Source organism: Candidatus Epulonipiscium sp. (assembly GCA_012519205.1).
Lineage (GTDB): Bacteria > Bacillota > Clostridia > Lachnospirales > Defluviitaleaceae > JAAYQR01.
The window spans coordinates 16,728-32,695 of the sequence record JAAYQR010000020.1 but is presented as its reverse complement, the minus strand read 5'-3'; the positions used below and the strand labels follow the sequence as shown (position 1 = coordinate 32,695).

Sequence of the window (15,968 nt, the reverse complement as noted above, 5' to 3'; positions counted from 1 at the left end):
TGCCATTTATTGTGGCTTTTATTCCAAACAATCGCCTTTTAATTTATACAATATGCTTTTAATCGAAGGTCTAATAGTTTCTTCGTTGCTTTCTAATAATTTGATTAAATCATTTTTCTCCCTACTACTTAAATGGAGTGTTGTTGTTTTTTCTACATTTTCATTCTTATTGTTTGGGATCGCTTCTACGGCCAATTTATCCACTTTTTCATTCCACTTATTTCCCGAGTGTCCCTTTACCTTAACCCATTCTACATTTCTTTCCCTTTCAAGATTCCTCATTTCCATCCATAATTCTTTATTCTCTACGGGTTTTTTTGCAGAAGTAATCCATCCATTTTTTTCCCAGCGTCCAATCCAATTTTGTTTAAAGCAGTTAATAACATATGCGGAGTCGGAATAGATTCTAATATTGCTATTTGGAGGAGTATTTTTTAGGGCCTCAATCACTGCTTTCATTTCCATTCTGTTATTTGTAGTTTTATTTTCTCCTCCTGATAAAGAAGGACCGTCTATAAAAACTGCGGCCCACCCCCCGGGCTGTAATCCTTCCCCTTGATTATTGGTACAGGCACCATCCGTATATACTTCAAGCCAGTCCATATATTCCTCCTTATTTTCTCATAGATTTTGTCTTTCTCATACATTCTTTCATAGCTTCTATAATACTGCTCCTAAATCCAAGCTTTTCCAAAGTTGCAACAGCTTCTATTGTAGTTCCTCCTGGGGAGCAAACGGCATCCTTAAGTTCCCCCGGATGCGCCTTGGTTTCTAGTATCATTTTTGCTGAACCCATTACTGTTTGTGCTGCTAATTTATAAGAAAGCTCTCTTGGTAGGCCGGCTAACACCCCACCGTCAGCCATAGCTTCAATCATCATATAAACATAGGCTGGAGAACTTCCCGATATGGGCACCACCGCATCCATTAAACTTTCTTCTATTTCTTCTACTTTTCCAAAAGTGGAAAATACTCTATGAACCTCATTTCTTTCTTTATCTTCAAATAAATCTTTGGAAAAACTTATAACACTCATTCCTTCGCCGATAAGTGCCGGGGTATTGGGCATAGCACGGACAACTCTTATATCTTCTTTTAATTGTGATTTTATGTAGTCTATGGTTATTCCCGGTGCTATACTTATTACTACATGATTACTTGTAAGGATCCCTTTGATTTCCTTAAGCACAGAAGAATAATACTGGGGTTTAATAGCTAATACAATGTATTTTGTTTTTTCTATCAATTCCTTATTGTTGGTAACGGATTCAATATGTAAGTTCTCCTTTACCAATTGAATCCTTTTGGTGCATACATCGGTAAAAATAATGTTTTCATTGCCTTTATAATTAAGTAATCCCTTCATCATGGCATATCCCATGTTTCCGGCTCCTATAAACCCTATTTTCTTCATTTTAATCCTCCCATTTATCCGATTTTAAATATTATATCATAAAAAGTTATTTTGCATATTTAAACCAAAGAATATTTCACTATTTGAGATTATTATTTATCCTTATCATGGATAATATATTTATAAACATATTATATCTAATAATTAATTTATGGTATAATGCCATTATAAAGCTTTTCTAAATATTATTGACAAGTAAACATTAATATCATATACTACTATTATAGAGTATCGCTCTACACTACATCATTTTAAGGGGGGGTGGTAATATGAATTACATGTGGGTTGTATGGCTTATATTTGCAATTGTATTTGCTTTGATAGAAATATCTAATACCAGCTTTTTTATAGTTTGGTTCTCAATTGGTTCCTTAGCAGCACTAATTACATCTTTATTTATTCCTATTGTAGCTATTCAACTGCTTGTTTTCCTTGTTGTGTCTACTCTACTGCTTATATTTACTAGAAGGATATCTAAATCTTTCTTTCATTCAAGACCTACTTATAAAACCAATATAGATACTCTAAAAAATGCTCTAGGGATTGTTACTCAAGAAATCGATAATGCCAAAGGAACGGGACAGGTTAAGATAAAAGGTGAAATTTGGTCTGCCATATCGGCTAGTGATACGATAATACCTTCAAACACCAAGATAATCGTCTTAGAGCTTAGGGGTGTAAAGCTGGTAGTAGAGCAGGATTTTGCATCCTAGCCTGTCCACATGAAATATCATATTATAATTTAGGAGGAATAAAATATGGGTTATTTAATTGTATTTGCTTTAGTTATTGTATTTTTCTTTATCCTTATCGTGGCTTTTACTAGCATTAGAATTATTCGTCAGTCAACCATAGGAATTGTTGAACGTTTAGGGCGCTTTCATAAAAAAGCAGACACTGGTGTCAATTTTTTAGTACCCTTTATTGACAGCATGAAAAGTATTGTTGACCTAAGAGAAAGGGTTGTCGATTTCCCTCCACAGCCAGTTATTACTAAAGATAATGTAACCATGCAGATTGATACTGTTGTTTATTACAAAGTTACAGATCCTATCTTTTATGTATATGAAATAGCAAACCCTATTTCAGCAATTGAATATCTTACGGCTACGACCCTCCGTAATATTATTGGGGAATTAGACTTAGATGAGACATTAACCTCAAGAGATATTATTAACTCAAAACTTCGTTCCATATTAGATGAAGCTACCGATAAATGGGGTATAAAAGTAAATCGTGTGGAACTAAAAAATATTAATCCACCAAAAGATATCCAAGATGCTATGGAAAAACAAATGCGTGCAGAACGTCAAAGAAGAGAATCAATACTTCGGGCTGAAGGGGAAAAAGGTGCTGCTATCCTACAAGCTGAAGGTAAAAAAGAATCTTCTATTTTACAAGCTGAGGCGGAAAAGGAAGCAAATATTCGCCGGGCTGAAGGGGAAAAAGAATCCAAAAAACTAATGGCTCAAGGGGAAGCTGAGGCAATTCTCGCCATCCAAAGCGCTAAGGCTGAGGGCCTTAAGAAAATATATCTTGCGATGAAAGAAAGTGCGCCTAATGATGCAGTTTTGGCTATTCGCTCCATGGAAGCATTAGAAAAAATTGCCGAAGGTAAATCTTCAAAATTAATACTTCCCTCTGAAGCTGTAAGCCTTCTAGGTTCAGTTAAAGGTATTAGAGAAGTTCTAAAAGATGCTGACGAAAGTGAAGAACAACAATAAAAGCGTGCAAATGCACGCTTTTATATTATAATTTATTATTAACAAAGTCTTCTATTCTATCCAAGCCCTTTTTAATACTTTCAAGTGAAATCGCATAGGATAATCTAATACAATTAGAAAATCCAAAATCTGTACAGGAAACTACCGCCACACTTTCTTTTTCTAACAAAATATCAGAAAAATCATCTGCATTTTTAATGATTTTTCCTTCAAATTCTTTACCTAATATATTAGAAATACCAATCACTACATAAAAAGCACCTTGAGGCTTTATTATTGTAAGCTTAGGAATTTTATCTAGCCTTTCCACCATATAATTTCTTCTTATTTCAAACTCCTTGCGCATTTTTTCTACACAATCCTGAGACCCTGTTAAAGCTGCTAAAGTAGCTTTTTGTGCAATGGAATTGGGATTGGATGTAGCATGGCTTTGCATATCAGCAATAGCCTTTGCAACATCCGCAGGTGCTGCAAGATATCCTATTCGCCAACCTGTCATAGCATAGCTTTTAGATACTCCGTTGATTACGATGGTTCTTTTATAGATTTCATCATTGAAAGAGGCGATACTTACATGTTTTTTACCATCATATATTAACTTTTCATATATTTCATCAGATACAACATATATATCGTGTTTTACAGCGAAATCTGCAATCTCTCTTAGTTCTTCTTCGGAATATACGACCCCTGACGGATTACTAGGACTATTAATTACAAGGGCTTTGGTTTTATCCGTTACAACCTGTTCTAAATCCTCCACGGTAATTTTAAAATTATTCTCTTCCTTAGCATATACAATTACCGGTACCCCATCACTTAATTTAACCATTTGCGGGTAGCTTAGCCAAAAAGGTGCTGGAATAATAACTTCATCCCCTGGATTTAAAATTGCCATAAATGTATTGGTTAGAGAATGCTTTGCACCATTGCTAATAACAATTTGATTCGGCAAATATATTAAGCCATTTTCATTCTTGAATTTTTCACAAATTGCTTTTTTTAACTCTATAGTTCCTGCAGCAGGGGTATATTTTGTAAAGCCTTCTTCGATTGCCTTAATTGCTTCTTCCTTTATAAAATCAGGAGTATCAAAGTCCGGTTCTCCTGCACCAAATCCTACAACATCGATTCCCTCAGCCTTCATTTGTTTCGCCTTGGCAGTAATAGCCAGTGTTGAAGAAGGTGTAATGTCCATTGCTTTATTTGAAAGTTTCATGTGTTTCACCATCCATTTTCATTTTTTAATATTGTAAAACATTTTTCTGATATTTGCAAGATATTAATTTAAAATATTCTTTTTTCTATTCATCCCATACTTCTTTTATAACCCGTAAAAAGTTTTTCCCTAATATTTTTTCTGCTCCCTTATCCCCATATTTTTTCCTTAGATACCTGCATACTTTGCCAATTTTAGATACATCTTCTATCCCCTCTGTAAAAATGTCGATACCATCAAAATCACAACCTAATCCTACATAGTCTATGCCTATTAATTTTATAATATAATCTATATGAAGAAAAAAATCATCTATCTTAGCTTTTCCTGACATATTAAGAAAAGGCGGGTATGTGTTTATTCCTATAACCCCTCCTACGTCCGCAATAGCCTTTAGCTGCTCATTACTTAAGTTTCTCGGATGATTGCATAGTTCCCTAACATTAGAATGACTAGCTATGAAGGGTGTTTGAGATATGTTTTTTACTTCCCAAAAACCACTTTCAGACAAATGTGAGACATCTATAATCATTCCTAATTTATTCATTTCTTTTATAACCTCAATACCAAAGTCAGTAAGCCCTTCCTTGTTTTTTTCCATTGCCCCATAGGCAATATTATTTTTATAATTCCAGGTTAGAGTCATGCTCCTAACACCTAGCCTATAAAATATCCTAAGAATTTCTATCTGCCCTTCTAATGCCTCACCACCCTCTATGGATAAAATAGCACTTATCCTTTTGCCGGATATGTTTTTTTCTATTTCTCCTAAAGAAGTAGCCAGTCCTACTATGTCCTTATTTTCTTTGATTTCTTTGTAAAAATAATCTATTCCCTTTAGCGTTTCAATAATCGGATTTTGATAAAACCTTGGATGGGTCCAAATAGCAAAAAACTGTATAGGATTTATAAAACTCTGCAGCCTTTCTAGGTCTACCTGATATTTATTTTTATACAAACTTTTATTTTGGTGCATTATTTTTGTAATTGTGTCACAATGGGCATCAATTATAAGACTATCCATTTTATAGCCTCCTATGTGTATGGATAAATTATTGAATAAAAAACTGTAATATGTAAATAATAATATGGAGTCTATATTTCATATATAGTTTCAATTTTACCATGTAGAACAATTTAAAAGGAGATGATTATATTGTCACGTCCAAGTTCCCAAGTAATTAAATGCAGCGTAAAATCTTGTAAATATAACGATAAAGTTAAATACTGTACTTTAGATGATATTCTAGTAGGCGAACATGTTACTAACGCAAAAAGTAAGCATGAAACTGATTGTATGAGTTTTGAGCCTGATGTAGAATAAATAAAAAATACAAGCTCTTAACGAGCTTGTATTATTAATTTTATAGCTGTTCTTTCTTCCCCATTAATCTCAATGTCCGCAAAAGCTGGAACACAGATTAAATCAATTCCCGAGGGTGCTACATATCCTCGTGCAATAATCACTGCCTTTAGTGCTTGATTAAGAGCTCCTGCCCCTATTGCTTGCAGCTCCGCCCCGCCCTTTTCACGAATAGTGTTAGCTAAGGCACCTGCAACAGCATTGGGATTTGATTTTGTGGCAACTTTTAATACTTCCATTTTTGTGACCCCCTTTATTAATATAAAATTAGATTCTTTATATTATTCTCCATTTTTTACCTAATACCTTTTAAAAAGCCATATATTATATAAAATATATATAACTACATAATATTACAGTTAATGTCTTTGTGTTCTTTCATAAAATAATCCAAATAAAGAAGGCGTATCACTACGCCTTCTTTATTTGGATTATTTTGCATATTCTATTGCTCTTGTCTCACGAATTAAATGTACCTTTATTTGACCTGGATATTCCAGTTCGTTTTCAATTCTCTTAGCTATCTCTCTCGATAGTAATACCATTTCTGTATCATTTGTTTCATCAGGTATAACCATAATTCTAAGTTCTCTACCTGCTTGAATTGCAAATGATTTCTCAACACCTTTAAATGAATCCGCAATTTCTTCTAACTTCTGCAAACGTTTAATATAGGTTTCTAAAGTTTCTCTTCTTGCACCTGGTCTTGCAGCAGAAATTGTATCTGCTGCCTGTACAATAACAGCAATAATACTTTCTGGTTCTACATCCCCATGATGGGCTTCAATTGCATTAAGAATTATACTTGTCTCTCGATATTTTCTACATAATTCAACACCGATACTGATATGAGAACCTTCCATCTCATGATCCACCGCTTTACCTATATCATGAAGCAGTCCTGCCCGTTTAGCTAGTCGAATATCGACCCCTACTTCAGCAGCAATTAAACCACATAAGTTTGAAACCTCAATGGAATGTTTTAATACATTTTGACCATAGCTAGTCCTAAATTTCAATTTACCCAACAGTCGAATAAGTTCTGGATGGAGCCCATGTACCCCTGTTTCAAAGGTGGCTGATTCTCCTTCTTCCCTAATTAATGTTTCCACTTCTTTTTTAGCTTTTTCAACCATTTCTTCAATTCTTGCCGGATGAATTCTTCCATCAACTATTAATTTTTCCAAGGCAATCCTTGCAACCTCTCTCCTAATAGGGTCAAATCCTGATAAGATAACTGCTTCAGGGGTATCATCAATAATTAAGTCAATCCCTGTTAGGGTTTCTAGGGTCCTGATATTTCGACCTTCTCTACCAATAATTCGGCCCTTCATTTCATCATTAGGAAGAGGTACAACAGATACAGTTGTGTCTGCAACATGGTCAGCAGCACATTTTTGAATGGCATTTGTTATAATATCTCTTGCCTTCTTATCTGCCTCTTGTTTTACTCTGTTTTCAATTTCTTTAATCAACATAGCTGATTCATGTTGTACTTCACTTTCAATAGTCTTTAACAGGTATTCTTTAGCTTCCTCGGAGGTGAGTCCGGAAATTCTTTCTAACTCCTGTATTTCTTTTTGTTGAAGAGCAGTAACTTCATTCCTCATTTCTTCAATTTGTTCCACTTTTTCGTTAAGAGCTTCTTCTTTTTGAATAATTCGTCTTTCTAAGCGCTGCAATTCTCCTCTTCGCTCTTTCACTTCTTGATCGAGTTCATTCTTTGCTTTTAAAGTTTCTTCTTTTGCTTCCAACATAGCTTCACGTTTCTTTGCCTCGGAAGTAGTTATTGCATCGTCTATGATTTTACTTGCTTTTTCCTCAGCAGAACCAATTTGCGCTTCAGCAATACGTTTTCTATAAGAAACACCCATAGCAAAGGCGATTGCTCCAACAACAATTGCAGTAATCAAAAAAACTATTGCAATCTCTAATGCATTGATAGGTAACACCTCCTTTATTCAGTTTTCATAGTTCGGGTTATTATAGAATAACATATTGATTGTATTACTTTTTAAAAATCATGTCAAGTACTACAAACATTAGGAAATGACCTTGTAATACTAATGTTCTAAGCCTTTTGCCATTTTCTAAATAAATTTTATATCAAATTAAGAAATATAGTTCATTCTATCATATCTTCAGCATAAAATTTTTCTAAGGCCTGTTTTATAATATAATAATCGAATCCCCTTCTTGATAAAAATTGATATATTTTTTGCTTTTCTTTTATATCTAGGGTGCTATTGGGTGCCTTCTTCCTTATTAACCTTAAAGCGGAGTCCAATTCATTTAAATCGGTGTTATCTAGAACATGGTCAATTATTTCATTACTTATTCCTTTTTGTTTTAATTCATAGGCTAATTTTTTTCTTCCCACAGGTTTAAACCGATTCTTATCTCTAACATAACTATCTGCAAATTTCTTATCATTAACATAATCATATTCCTTCAAAAAATCAATCACCTTATCAATAATGGATTTATCATATCCCTTTGATGATAATTTATCCACTACTTCCTTTTCACTCCTGGCTCTATAACCTAAGTAATAAATAGCAATATCCTTGGCCTTAGAATAGGCTTTTTCCAATCTTATCACCCCTATTATAAAAACCCCTTTGGAATTCAAAGAGGTTTTATAGCTATTTTACTATTGTTTCTAAATTTGGTTGAGCTTCTTCCTCTGTTTGCCCTATAGGAGTTGTTAAAGGAAGTTCATAATGTTTTCTCACCATATTTTCTAGTTCATTGCATAGATCGGGATTTTCTTTTAAAAATATTTTTGCATTTTCCCTTCCCTGTCCGAGACGAATATCCCCATAGGAAAACCATGCTCCACTTTTATTGGCAATATCTAGTTCAACGGCTAAATCTAGTATATCACCTTCTTTTGAAATTCCCTGACCATACATAATATCAAATTCCGCTTGTTTAAAAGGGGGTGCTACTTTATTCTTAACCACCTTAACCCTTGTACGGTTCCCTATAAAATCATTGCTTTGTTTTAGGGAGTCAATTCTTCTTACATCAAGTCTAATAGAAGAATAGAATTTAAGAGCACGGCCTCCTGTTGTTGTCTCTGGACTTCCGAATACAATTCCTACCTTCTCACGGAGCTGATTGATAAATACCACAATACATTTAGATTTATTTACGATACCTGTTAATTTCCTAAGGGCCTGAGACATCAAACGTGCTTGAAGACCCATATGACTATCCCCCATTTCTCCTTCTATCTCTGCCTTGGGGACTAAGGCCGCTACTGAATCCACAATAACGATATCAATAGCTCCCGATCGAACCATCGTTTCGGCAATTTCTAGAGCCTGTTCCCCATGATCCGGCTGAGAAATATATAAGTCATCGATATTAACTCCTAATTTCTCTGCATAGGAAGGATCTAAGGCATGTTCCGCATCAATGAATGCTGCAATTCCTCCTAATTTTTGTGCTTCGGCTATCATATGAAGAGCAACTGTAGTCTTACCTGAAGATTCAGGCCCATATACTTCAATAATTCTTCCTCTAGGAACTCCCCCTACTCCTAGAGCAACATCTAGACTCAAAGAACCAGTTGGAATGGTCGAAATATTATTTTCTGTAGTTTCTCCAAGTTTCATGATGGAACCTTTTCCAAATTGCTTTTGGATTTGGCTTATTGCTGCATCTAATGCCTTTTGCTTTTCTGATACCATATTCCTCCCGATAGATAATTATATCTTTCGGGAACACCACCTTTCGTAATTTTATAGTAAAATCATATCCATTTTTAGACTATTTAAACAGACGAACTTATGTTCTTATTATATCTTATTTCCATGAATTAGTCAATAAAAAATCCCCAGATTAGGATATCCTTATTTATATTTTTTGTTTAATTCTCTCCTAACCCAATCTAAAGCAGATATCACTGCTCGTTCCCTTATGTTTTGCCTGTTTCCTCTAAATTGAAATCTCTTATAGTTTACTTCACCATCGATGCATAACCCTACATATACAAGCCCTACTGGCTTTTGTGTAGTTCCTCCTTCAGGTCCTGCAATTCCTGTAGTAGAAATGCCTATATCGGTTCCACCGGTCTTGCAAATCCCTTTTGCCATCTCTTTTGCTGTTTCTTTACTAACAGCCCCATGATTTTTTAGGGTATCTGCATTTACTCCTAAGCGGCTAACCTTTGCTTCATTAGAGTATGTTACGGCCCCCTCCTTAAAAACTGCTGAAATTCCTGGATAATTTATAAGTTTTGCAGCAAGCAGCCCTCCGGTACAGGATTCAGCCACTGCAATTGTTTTATTGTTTTTTATCAATAAGTTTGCAACCACATCTTCTAAGGATACAATCCCTTCTCCATAAATATTATCCCCTAGAATACTTCTGATTTTTTCATCAATAGGTTTTATTAATGCATTGGCATTTTCCTTTTTAGGTGCCTTGGCTGTTATACGAATGGTTACCTCTCCCGTTTTTGCATAGAGGGCGATGGTGGGATTTGTTTGAATATCAATTAAATCTTTTAGCATGTCTTCTACTTGACTTTCACCAATGCCGCAAATCCTTAATACCTTAGAAACAAGTATACCTTCTTGAAATGGAATTAGATATGGGATTACACTTTCCTCGAACATAGGTTTCATTTCTCTTGGCGGTCCCGGAAGAAGGATAATTTTCTTTTCCCCAACTTCAATAGCACATCCTGGAGCTGTTCCATTATTATTATGAAAAATAGTGGCTCCTTTCGGGAAATAGGCTTGCTTTATATTGCTTTCGGTCATTGTCCTACCTATCTTTAAAAAATAGGATTTAATCCACTCTAAAGACTCCCCATCCATAACCATATCTTTTCCTGAAATCATTGCTGCTATTTCCTTAGTCAAATCATCCTTTGTAGGTCCTAACCCTCCCGTTGTAATAACTATATCGGCCCTTTTAAGAGCTAAACTAAAAGCATCATATAAACGGGATTCGTTATCTCCAACAACTGATTGATGATATACTCCTATCCCAATATCAGCCAGTCTCTTTGCAATATATTGGGCATTGGTATTTACAATATCCCCAAGTAAAAGTTCCGTACCTACCGACAGTATTTCTGCATTCACATTTATCCTCCTCTATAGTATAAAAATAATAACATATTAAACTAGAAAATCTTTATTAATATTCTATAATATTTTATTCTAATATAAAAGAAAAAATCGGCAAATTGCCGATTTAATTTTTTTCTTCTGATGTAACAACAATTTCTTCAGTATTAACTGGTAAGTCCTTCATAGTCCCCATGATATCTACGTTTTTTAGAACCTTTTTAAGATCTACCCCCGTTAAGGCCTCCATGGTTTCAGGAAGAGTGGACATGATTTCTGTTACATATCCTGTTACCTTTGAAGCCCCCTTGCCTTCACCATTTCCTGAATCCACAATAACAATTTTTTCTACTTTTGATAAAGGTTCTGCAATGGACTTTGCTATATCAGGAAGTTTTTCTATAATCATCTGGGTAACAGCCGCATCGTTGTATAGTTTGAATGCCTCAGCTTTTTTAAGCATAGCTTCGGCCTCGGCTTTACCTTTTTCACGGATAATATCAACCTCTGCCATACCTTCAAGACGATTGGCTTCGGCTTTAGCTGCCCCTGTAGCTTTGATAGTTTCGGCTGCTGCTAGGGCTTCTTGAATTTCTTTATATTTTGCTGCGTCGGCTCTTTTTTCTGAGCTATATTTTTCTGCATCCGCTTGTTTTTTTACTGTTGCTTCTAATTCTTTTTCCTTTCTAGCTGCTTCCTGTTCTGCCAATTCAATTTCTTTTTGTTTTTTTACAATCTGAATCTGCATTTTTTCCTTTTCTACTTCTTGTTGAATCTTACTTGTTTCTATTTCATATGCCAGGTCTGCCTTAGCCTTTTCTGTTTCTTGGTCTTTCCTATAAGCCTGCACTTTTAGTTCTTTTTCCTTAGCCGCTTCTGCTATTTGGGTCTCTGCTTGGAGCCTTGCTTCTTCTCCATATCTTGCTGCATCGGCAGTTTTTATTTTAGTTTCTTTTGTCGCTTCTGCTTCTGCTATTTGAGCGTCTCTTTTTACTTCTGCAATACGTTTTTTACCTAAGGCTTGTAAATACCCGTTATTATCAGAAATATCCCGGATGGTAAAAGCTTTTATTTCAAGCCCCATTTCTGCCAAATCCATAGCCGCTACTTCTTGGACTTGAGAAGCAAATTTTTCTCTATCTTTATATATTTCTTCCACGGTCATTTTAGAAATGATTTCTCGAAGTTTTCCTTCTAATACGTCATTGGCTGTATCCTTAATTACCTCAATAGTTCTTTTTTCTGACCCTGTGTTAAATTGCTCAACAGAGGCAAGGATTGATTCCTTATCTGATTTCACCTTAATAACTGCTACACCGTCTGCTATGATATCAACCCCTTGTTCGGTCAGGGCCCCCTCTGTCTTTACAACAATCTTCATATTCTCTAGCGAAATTACATCAGTTCTTTCTAAAAGGGGTACTACAAATCCCCCGCCACCGGAAATTACCCTCTTTTTCAGCCCAGTAATTACAAGTGCTTTATCCTGAGAAACCTTTTTCCACATGGTGCTAATACTAATCATTAGGACAATGATAACCCCTACAATTATTGCAGCAATAGCAATCGTTGATTCCATTCCCATTTTATACCCTCCTCATATTTTTTTAACATAAAATGCGTTGTTCCTAATTTCTACAATCACGACCTCTTCCCCTTTTTCAATAAGTTCATTTGTATCAGATTTCGCTGGTGCTGAATAAGTATTGCCATTTACAACATAAATAATCTTTCCAAATTGTCCTTCCCTGATAGTTAGAACTACTTTGGCAATTTGGCCTATTAGCCCCTCTTTATCTACCGGCCCCTTGCTTTGAAGTTTGTATAAAGGAACCAAGACAAACCTGAATATAAGAAAAGAAACCGTCAAAGCAGAAACTAAAGCAATAAATAAACTTATGTAATCCCCTAAGTTGCTCTTTTCAGTAATGATACCAACACCACCGAAGACAGTAACAAATGCTGCAATTACAACTGGTTTTAAGGGAGAAATACCAAAACCAAAAAAATCACCATCAAAGCCAAATTCACCATCTAGTCCTATAAAATCAAAAACCTGACCTAGGATAAATGAAGCAGCTGTATATATAATCCCTGTATAGAAACAAATATAGAAAAGTTTTTCCATGGCCCATTCCTCCCTTAAGATACTTTAGATACATTTAACTCTTGTCTTAACCTCCTTATATTATCGAGTTTTTCTCTACGACCTATATTGTACAACTCTATCGTTCTATTGTCAAGTACTTTTAGGGGGCTATGTTTTTTTCCCTTGATTAAGCATTATTATTCCTGTTAGAATGCCTGTAAATAATCCTGCTAAATGTGCAGCATTGTCTATAGAAGGCATCACCCAGCCCATACCAATACCTGACATAATCATAATTAAAATGATATAGGAATTTAACCCGTCTATTTCTTTATTTGTCATATAAGCCAAAACCAACAGTGCTCCTAAAATTCCATATATTGCTCCAGAGGCTCCTGCAGATATGACATCACTAAAAAATATGCTTGCTATACTTCCTATTATACCAGTGATAAAATAAATAGCTAAAAATTTTATTTTACCAAAATATCTTTCAACCCTTGTTCCAAATAAATAAAGGGCTAAATTATTATACAGTAAATGGCTAATTCCAATATGCAATAATGTAGAAGAAATCAATCTCCAATATTGATTTCTTTCTAATATCAAAAATCTATCGTTAGCCCCAAATAAGAGCAAAGTATTAATATTAGTTGATCCTCCGTTTAGCTCCATCAAAAGCCATAAAATAATATTAAGCATTATAAGCCCGTAGGTAAGCGAGGTGTTTTTACTTTTTTGTTTTAGGATAATCTTCTTCTTCATTCGATGGCCATACTTTGATAAATCTGAATCCTTCAGGTCAAATTCCGGATAAATAATATTGAAAACCTTTTGTATTAATTCCCTTATATTAAGAACCTCATCTATTTCTTTTTTAGGAACAATGATTTTCTTACTGTACAAATCTACAATCCATGAAATCATGTATATTTCGTTATTCGGCTGGAACTCTACAGGATTATTTAATGTTATTTCTTCCTCTGTTATTAATAAATTAAGCACCAAAAGATAGCTGCAATTTAATTCTTTAAATAAGCCTTTTAATCTCTGCTCATAGGAATCATTTCTAAATTTTAATGTTTCTAAATCGGTGTTTTGCATATTCCAAACATTGACAATATACAACATTGTATTCTGCCTTTTGATTAATCTTATTACATCCTTCTCCTTTGAAAATATATCTACTTCACTTTCATTAGATATCAGTTCAAAGCCTTCTTCAATAAAAATAGGATAGGCATTATGTATGAAGTTTGTAAACATACGTCACTTCCTTATTTGGTTCTTTAGTATTATCTTAATACATTATTAAACAAGTATCAATCAAAAAAGCGTGCAAAAACTGCACGCTCCTGTGAATCTAAGGGATAAGACCCTACTCTAATCCAGTTTAATCTCTGCTTTATTTTCCCATAGCCCATGTATATTACAATAAGCCATAGCATAAATAAATCCAGATGCATTAAGTTTAACATTTACACTTCCTATTGGTTCACTAATAACTCCTGCTTCTCCATGGGAAACAAAATCAAAGGAAGCAATTTCAACAGGAAATTTACCATCTTCCTTGAAATAAAATAACTTTATCCATTTGATATGATGCTCTAACTCATTAGGATGTTTAATTTCGTCCCCTATGGATACCTTAAGCTCAAAGGCCTCCCCCCCAGTTATGTTTTGAGGAATGTGGATTATAGGCACATGTTTCTCCCCCTTCCAATCACCGCTTTGTAATAATTGTCCTAAATTTTGCATTGTAATGCCTCCTTATAATAATTTATTTTATTATTTCCTTCTATGCAAACTAATATAGTTTAGGTATAATATATGTATAAATAAATATATTATTTCAACTATAGAAAGAGGAATTTCCCTTGAAAAAAATAAATGTATTAATCTTGATTATCTTATTTCTTTATATACTGATATATCCTGTAAGTATCAGACAAACTTACATATATTCTTTACAGAATGAACTTGCGCTGATGTCATATGTGCCTGATATGGATTCCATATTATCCTCTTTAGAGTTAAGCAGAATATGGGATAAAAGATTTTTGTTTTCTATAATACGATTAATTATTTTATTTGATATGCTCGTCTTTTCTTATTTTACACTTTATAGTTATCAAAGGAAAAACCAAGGTGTCTTAGATAAAAGAAAATATATTTTAAAGTTGTTTCCATATTATTTCGAAGGGAATATTAAAAAGTGGACATATCACCTATTTTATATACGATTATAGGGAGGTGAGTTCATGGGTACAGATATCTTCGTTGTTGTGTTTTTAGTTATAGCAGGAATTGCAACTGTATATCTAACAATAAAGGCTCAAAAAACCAATGATAAAGAACAAGAAAATAAGAATAATGAAAATTAAAGTTAAGTAATAATCATTATAAGATAAGTAGGGGGAAACTTCAAGGGTTTCTCCCTATTCTTTTTTTAGGCTTTTTTTAACCGATACATAGGGATTACCCTTTATATAAAATCTCCAAGGATATTCTGCCGCTTCTTCTGCATAATCTATATTTATTCTTTTATCTTCTATTATTTCAAAATTAAGGTTTTCATTTTCACCGCATATAAATAATTTATCCCCGCAAAGGTCTAAACCATAATCTTTTACTGTGATTTTAAGGGCCATACAAAGCTTCCCAGGGCCATTACTTAAATTTCTTTTTTGTGTTGTATTAAGTTTTTCATAGGGTTTATTAAATCTTATTTTTGCCATTTTTTCTAAACCTTTATAAGGTTCTACTGCCCTAAGAAGCACTCCACAAGGATTTCCCTCTTCTTCAGTAATTATATTCATACAATAGTACATACCGTAAATCAAATACACATAAGCATATCCCGAAGGTCCATACATAATCTCAGTTCTAGGGGTTCTCTTATTTTGATAACTATGGGCAGCCTTATCTATTGCTCCCTTGTAAGCCTCTGTTTCTACAATTCTACCTATTAAATCTTGCCCGTCTATTTTATGCACAATATATTTACCCAGTAATTCCTTAGCAACTATTAGTGTATCTCTATTATAAAACCTTCTTTCTAGCTTTTTCATA

17 protein-coding genes are annotated in these 15,968 nt (G+C 34.2%); 3 read left to right on the top strand and 14 right to left on the bottom strand.

The genetic code is table 11. The annotated features are described in order from the left end of the window. Positions 1-18: 18 nt before the first annotated feature. Both GX308_06480 and proC read right to left on the bottom strand, forming a co-directional pair. Complete coding sequence (locus GX308_06480; protein ID NLK21720.1) at positions 19-603, bottom strand: ribonuclease HI; 585 nt, start codon at positions 601-603, stop codon at positions 19-21. Positions 604-613: 10 nt separating this feature from the next. After that, positions 614-1,414 carry a pyrroline-5-carboxylate reductase gene (gene proC / locus GX308_06475; GenBank protein NLK21719.1) on the bottom strand — a complete coding sequence of 267 codons (801 nt, stop codon included), beginning with the start codon at positions 1,412-1,414 and terminating at the stop codon, positions 614-616. Between the two features lie 269 nt (positions 1,415-1,683). Between proC and GX308_06470 the strand changes: the two genes are divergently transcribed. After that, positions 1,684-2,127: an NfeD family protein gene (locus GX308_06470; protein ID NLK21718.1), complete on the top strand. Its 444-nt coding sequence runs from the start codon at positions 1,684-1,686 to the stop codon at positions 2,125-2,127. A gap of 57 nt (positions 2,128-2,184) precedes the next feature. Beyond that, positions 2,185-3,138, top strand: a complete 954-nt coding sequence (locus tag GX308_06465) for an SPFH/Band 7/PHB domain protein (GenBank protein ID NLK21717.1) — start codon at positions 2,185-2,187, stop codon at positions 3,136-3,138. A gap of 25 nt (positions 3,139-3,163) precedes the next feature. Here the strand turns inward: GX308_06465 and GX308_06460 are convergent, their stop codons facing one another. Then, positions 3,164-4,357: a pyridoxal phosphate-dependent aminotransferase gene (locus tag GX308_06460; protein NLK21716.1), complete on the bottom strand. Its 1,194-nt coding sequence runs from the start codon at positions 4,355-4,357 to the stop codon at positions 3,164-3,166. Positions 4,358-4,442: 85 nt separating this feature from the next. Continuing rightward, complete coding sequence (locus GX308_06455; protein ID NLK21715.1) at positions 4,443-5,381, bottom strand: membrane dipeptidase; 939 nt, start codon at positions 5,379-5,381, stop codon at positions 4,443-4,445. Between the two features lie 123 nt (positions 5,382-5,504). On the opposite strand from GX308_06455, the gene GX308_06450 reads away from it, so the two are divergent. After that, complete coding sequence (locus GX308_06450) at positions 5,505-5,681, top strand: DUF1540 domain-containing protein (GenBank protein ID NLK21714.1); 177 nt, start codon at positions 5,505-5,507, stop codon at positions 5,679-5,681. A gap of 17 nt (positions 5,682-5,698) precedes the next feature. On the opposite strand, the gene GX308_06445 is transcribed toward GX308_06450, so the two are convergent. The 10 genes from GX308_06445 to GX308_06400 form a co-directional block, all read right to left on the bottom strand. Beyond that, positions 5,699-5,959, bottom strand: coding sequence for a stage V sporulation protein S (locus GX308_06445; protein ID NLK21713.1), 261 nt, complete (start codon positions 5,957-5,959; stop codon positions 5,699-5,701). A 192-nt stretch (positions 5,960-6,151) separates the two neighbouring features. Next, positions 6,152-7,663: a ribonuclease Y gene (gene rny, locus GX308_06440; GenBank protein ID NLK21712.1), complete on the bottom strand. Its 1,512-nt coding sequence runs from the start codon at positions 7,661-7,663 to the stop codon at positions 6,152-6,154. Between the two features lie 182 nt (positions 7,664-7,845). Next, positions 7,846-8,313: a regulatory protein RecX gene (locus GX308_06435; protein NLK21711.1), complete on the bottom strand. Its 468-nt coding sequence runs from the start codon at positions 8,311-8,313 to the stop codon at positions 7,846-7,848. A 52-nt stretch (positions 8,314-8,365) separates the two neighbouring features. Continuing rightward, a complete protein-coding gene (recA, locus tag GX308_06430) occupies positions 8,366-9,418 on the bottom strand; it encodes a recombinase RecA (protein NLK21710.1) in 1,053 nt (350 codons plus the stop codon). 162 nt (positions 9,419-9,580) lie between these two features. After that, positions 9,581-10,822 carry a competence/damage-inducible protein A gene (locus GX308_06425; protein ID NLK21709.1) on the bottom strand — a complete coding sequence of 414 codons (1,242 nt, stop codon included), beginning with the start codon at positions 10,820-10,822 and terminating at the stop codon, positions 9,581-9,583. Between the two features lie 112 nt (positions 10,823-10,934). Beyond that, positions 10,935-12,386, bottom strand: a complete 1,452-nt coding sequence (locus GX308_06420; protein ID NLK21708.1) for a flotillin family protein — start codon at positions 12,384-12,386, stop codon at positions 10,935-10,937. Between the two features lie 18 nt (positions 12,387-12,404). Continuing rightward, positions 12,405-12,935, bottom strand: a complete 531-nt coding sequence (locus tag GX308_06415) for a hypothetical protein (protein NLK21707.1) — start codon at positions 12,933-12,935, stop codon at positions 12,405-12,407. A 129-nt stretch (positions 12,936-13,064) separates the two neighbouring features. Continuing rightward, positions 13,065-14,162, bottom strand: coding sequence for a rhomboid family intramembrane serine protease (locus GX308_06410; GenBank protein NLK21706.1), 1,098 nt, complete (start codon positions 14,160-14,162; stop codon positions 13,065-13,067). 117 nt (positions 14,163-14,279) lie between these two features. Beyond that, a complete protein-coding gene (locus GX308_06405; GenBank protein NLK21705.1) occupies positions 14,280-14,654 on the bottom strand; it encodes a superoxide reductase in 375 nt (124 codons plus the stop codon). A gap of 680 nt (positions 14,655-15,334) precedes the next feature. Then, entirely contained in the window at positions 15,335-15,967 is a 633-nt protein-coding gene (locus tag GX308_06400) for a DNA-3-methyladenine glycosylase (GenBank protein ID NLK21704.1), read from the bottom strand. Position 15,968: the final 1 nt, after the last annotated feature.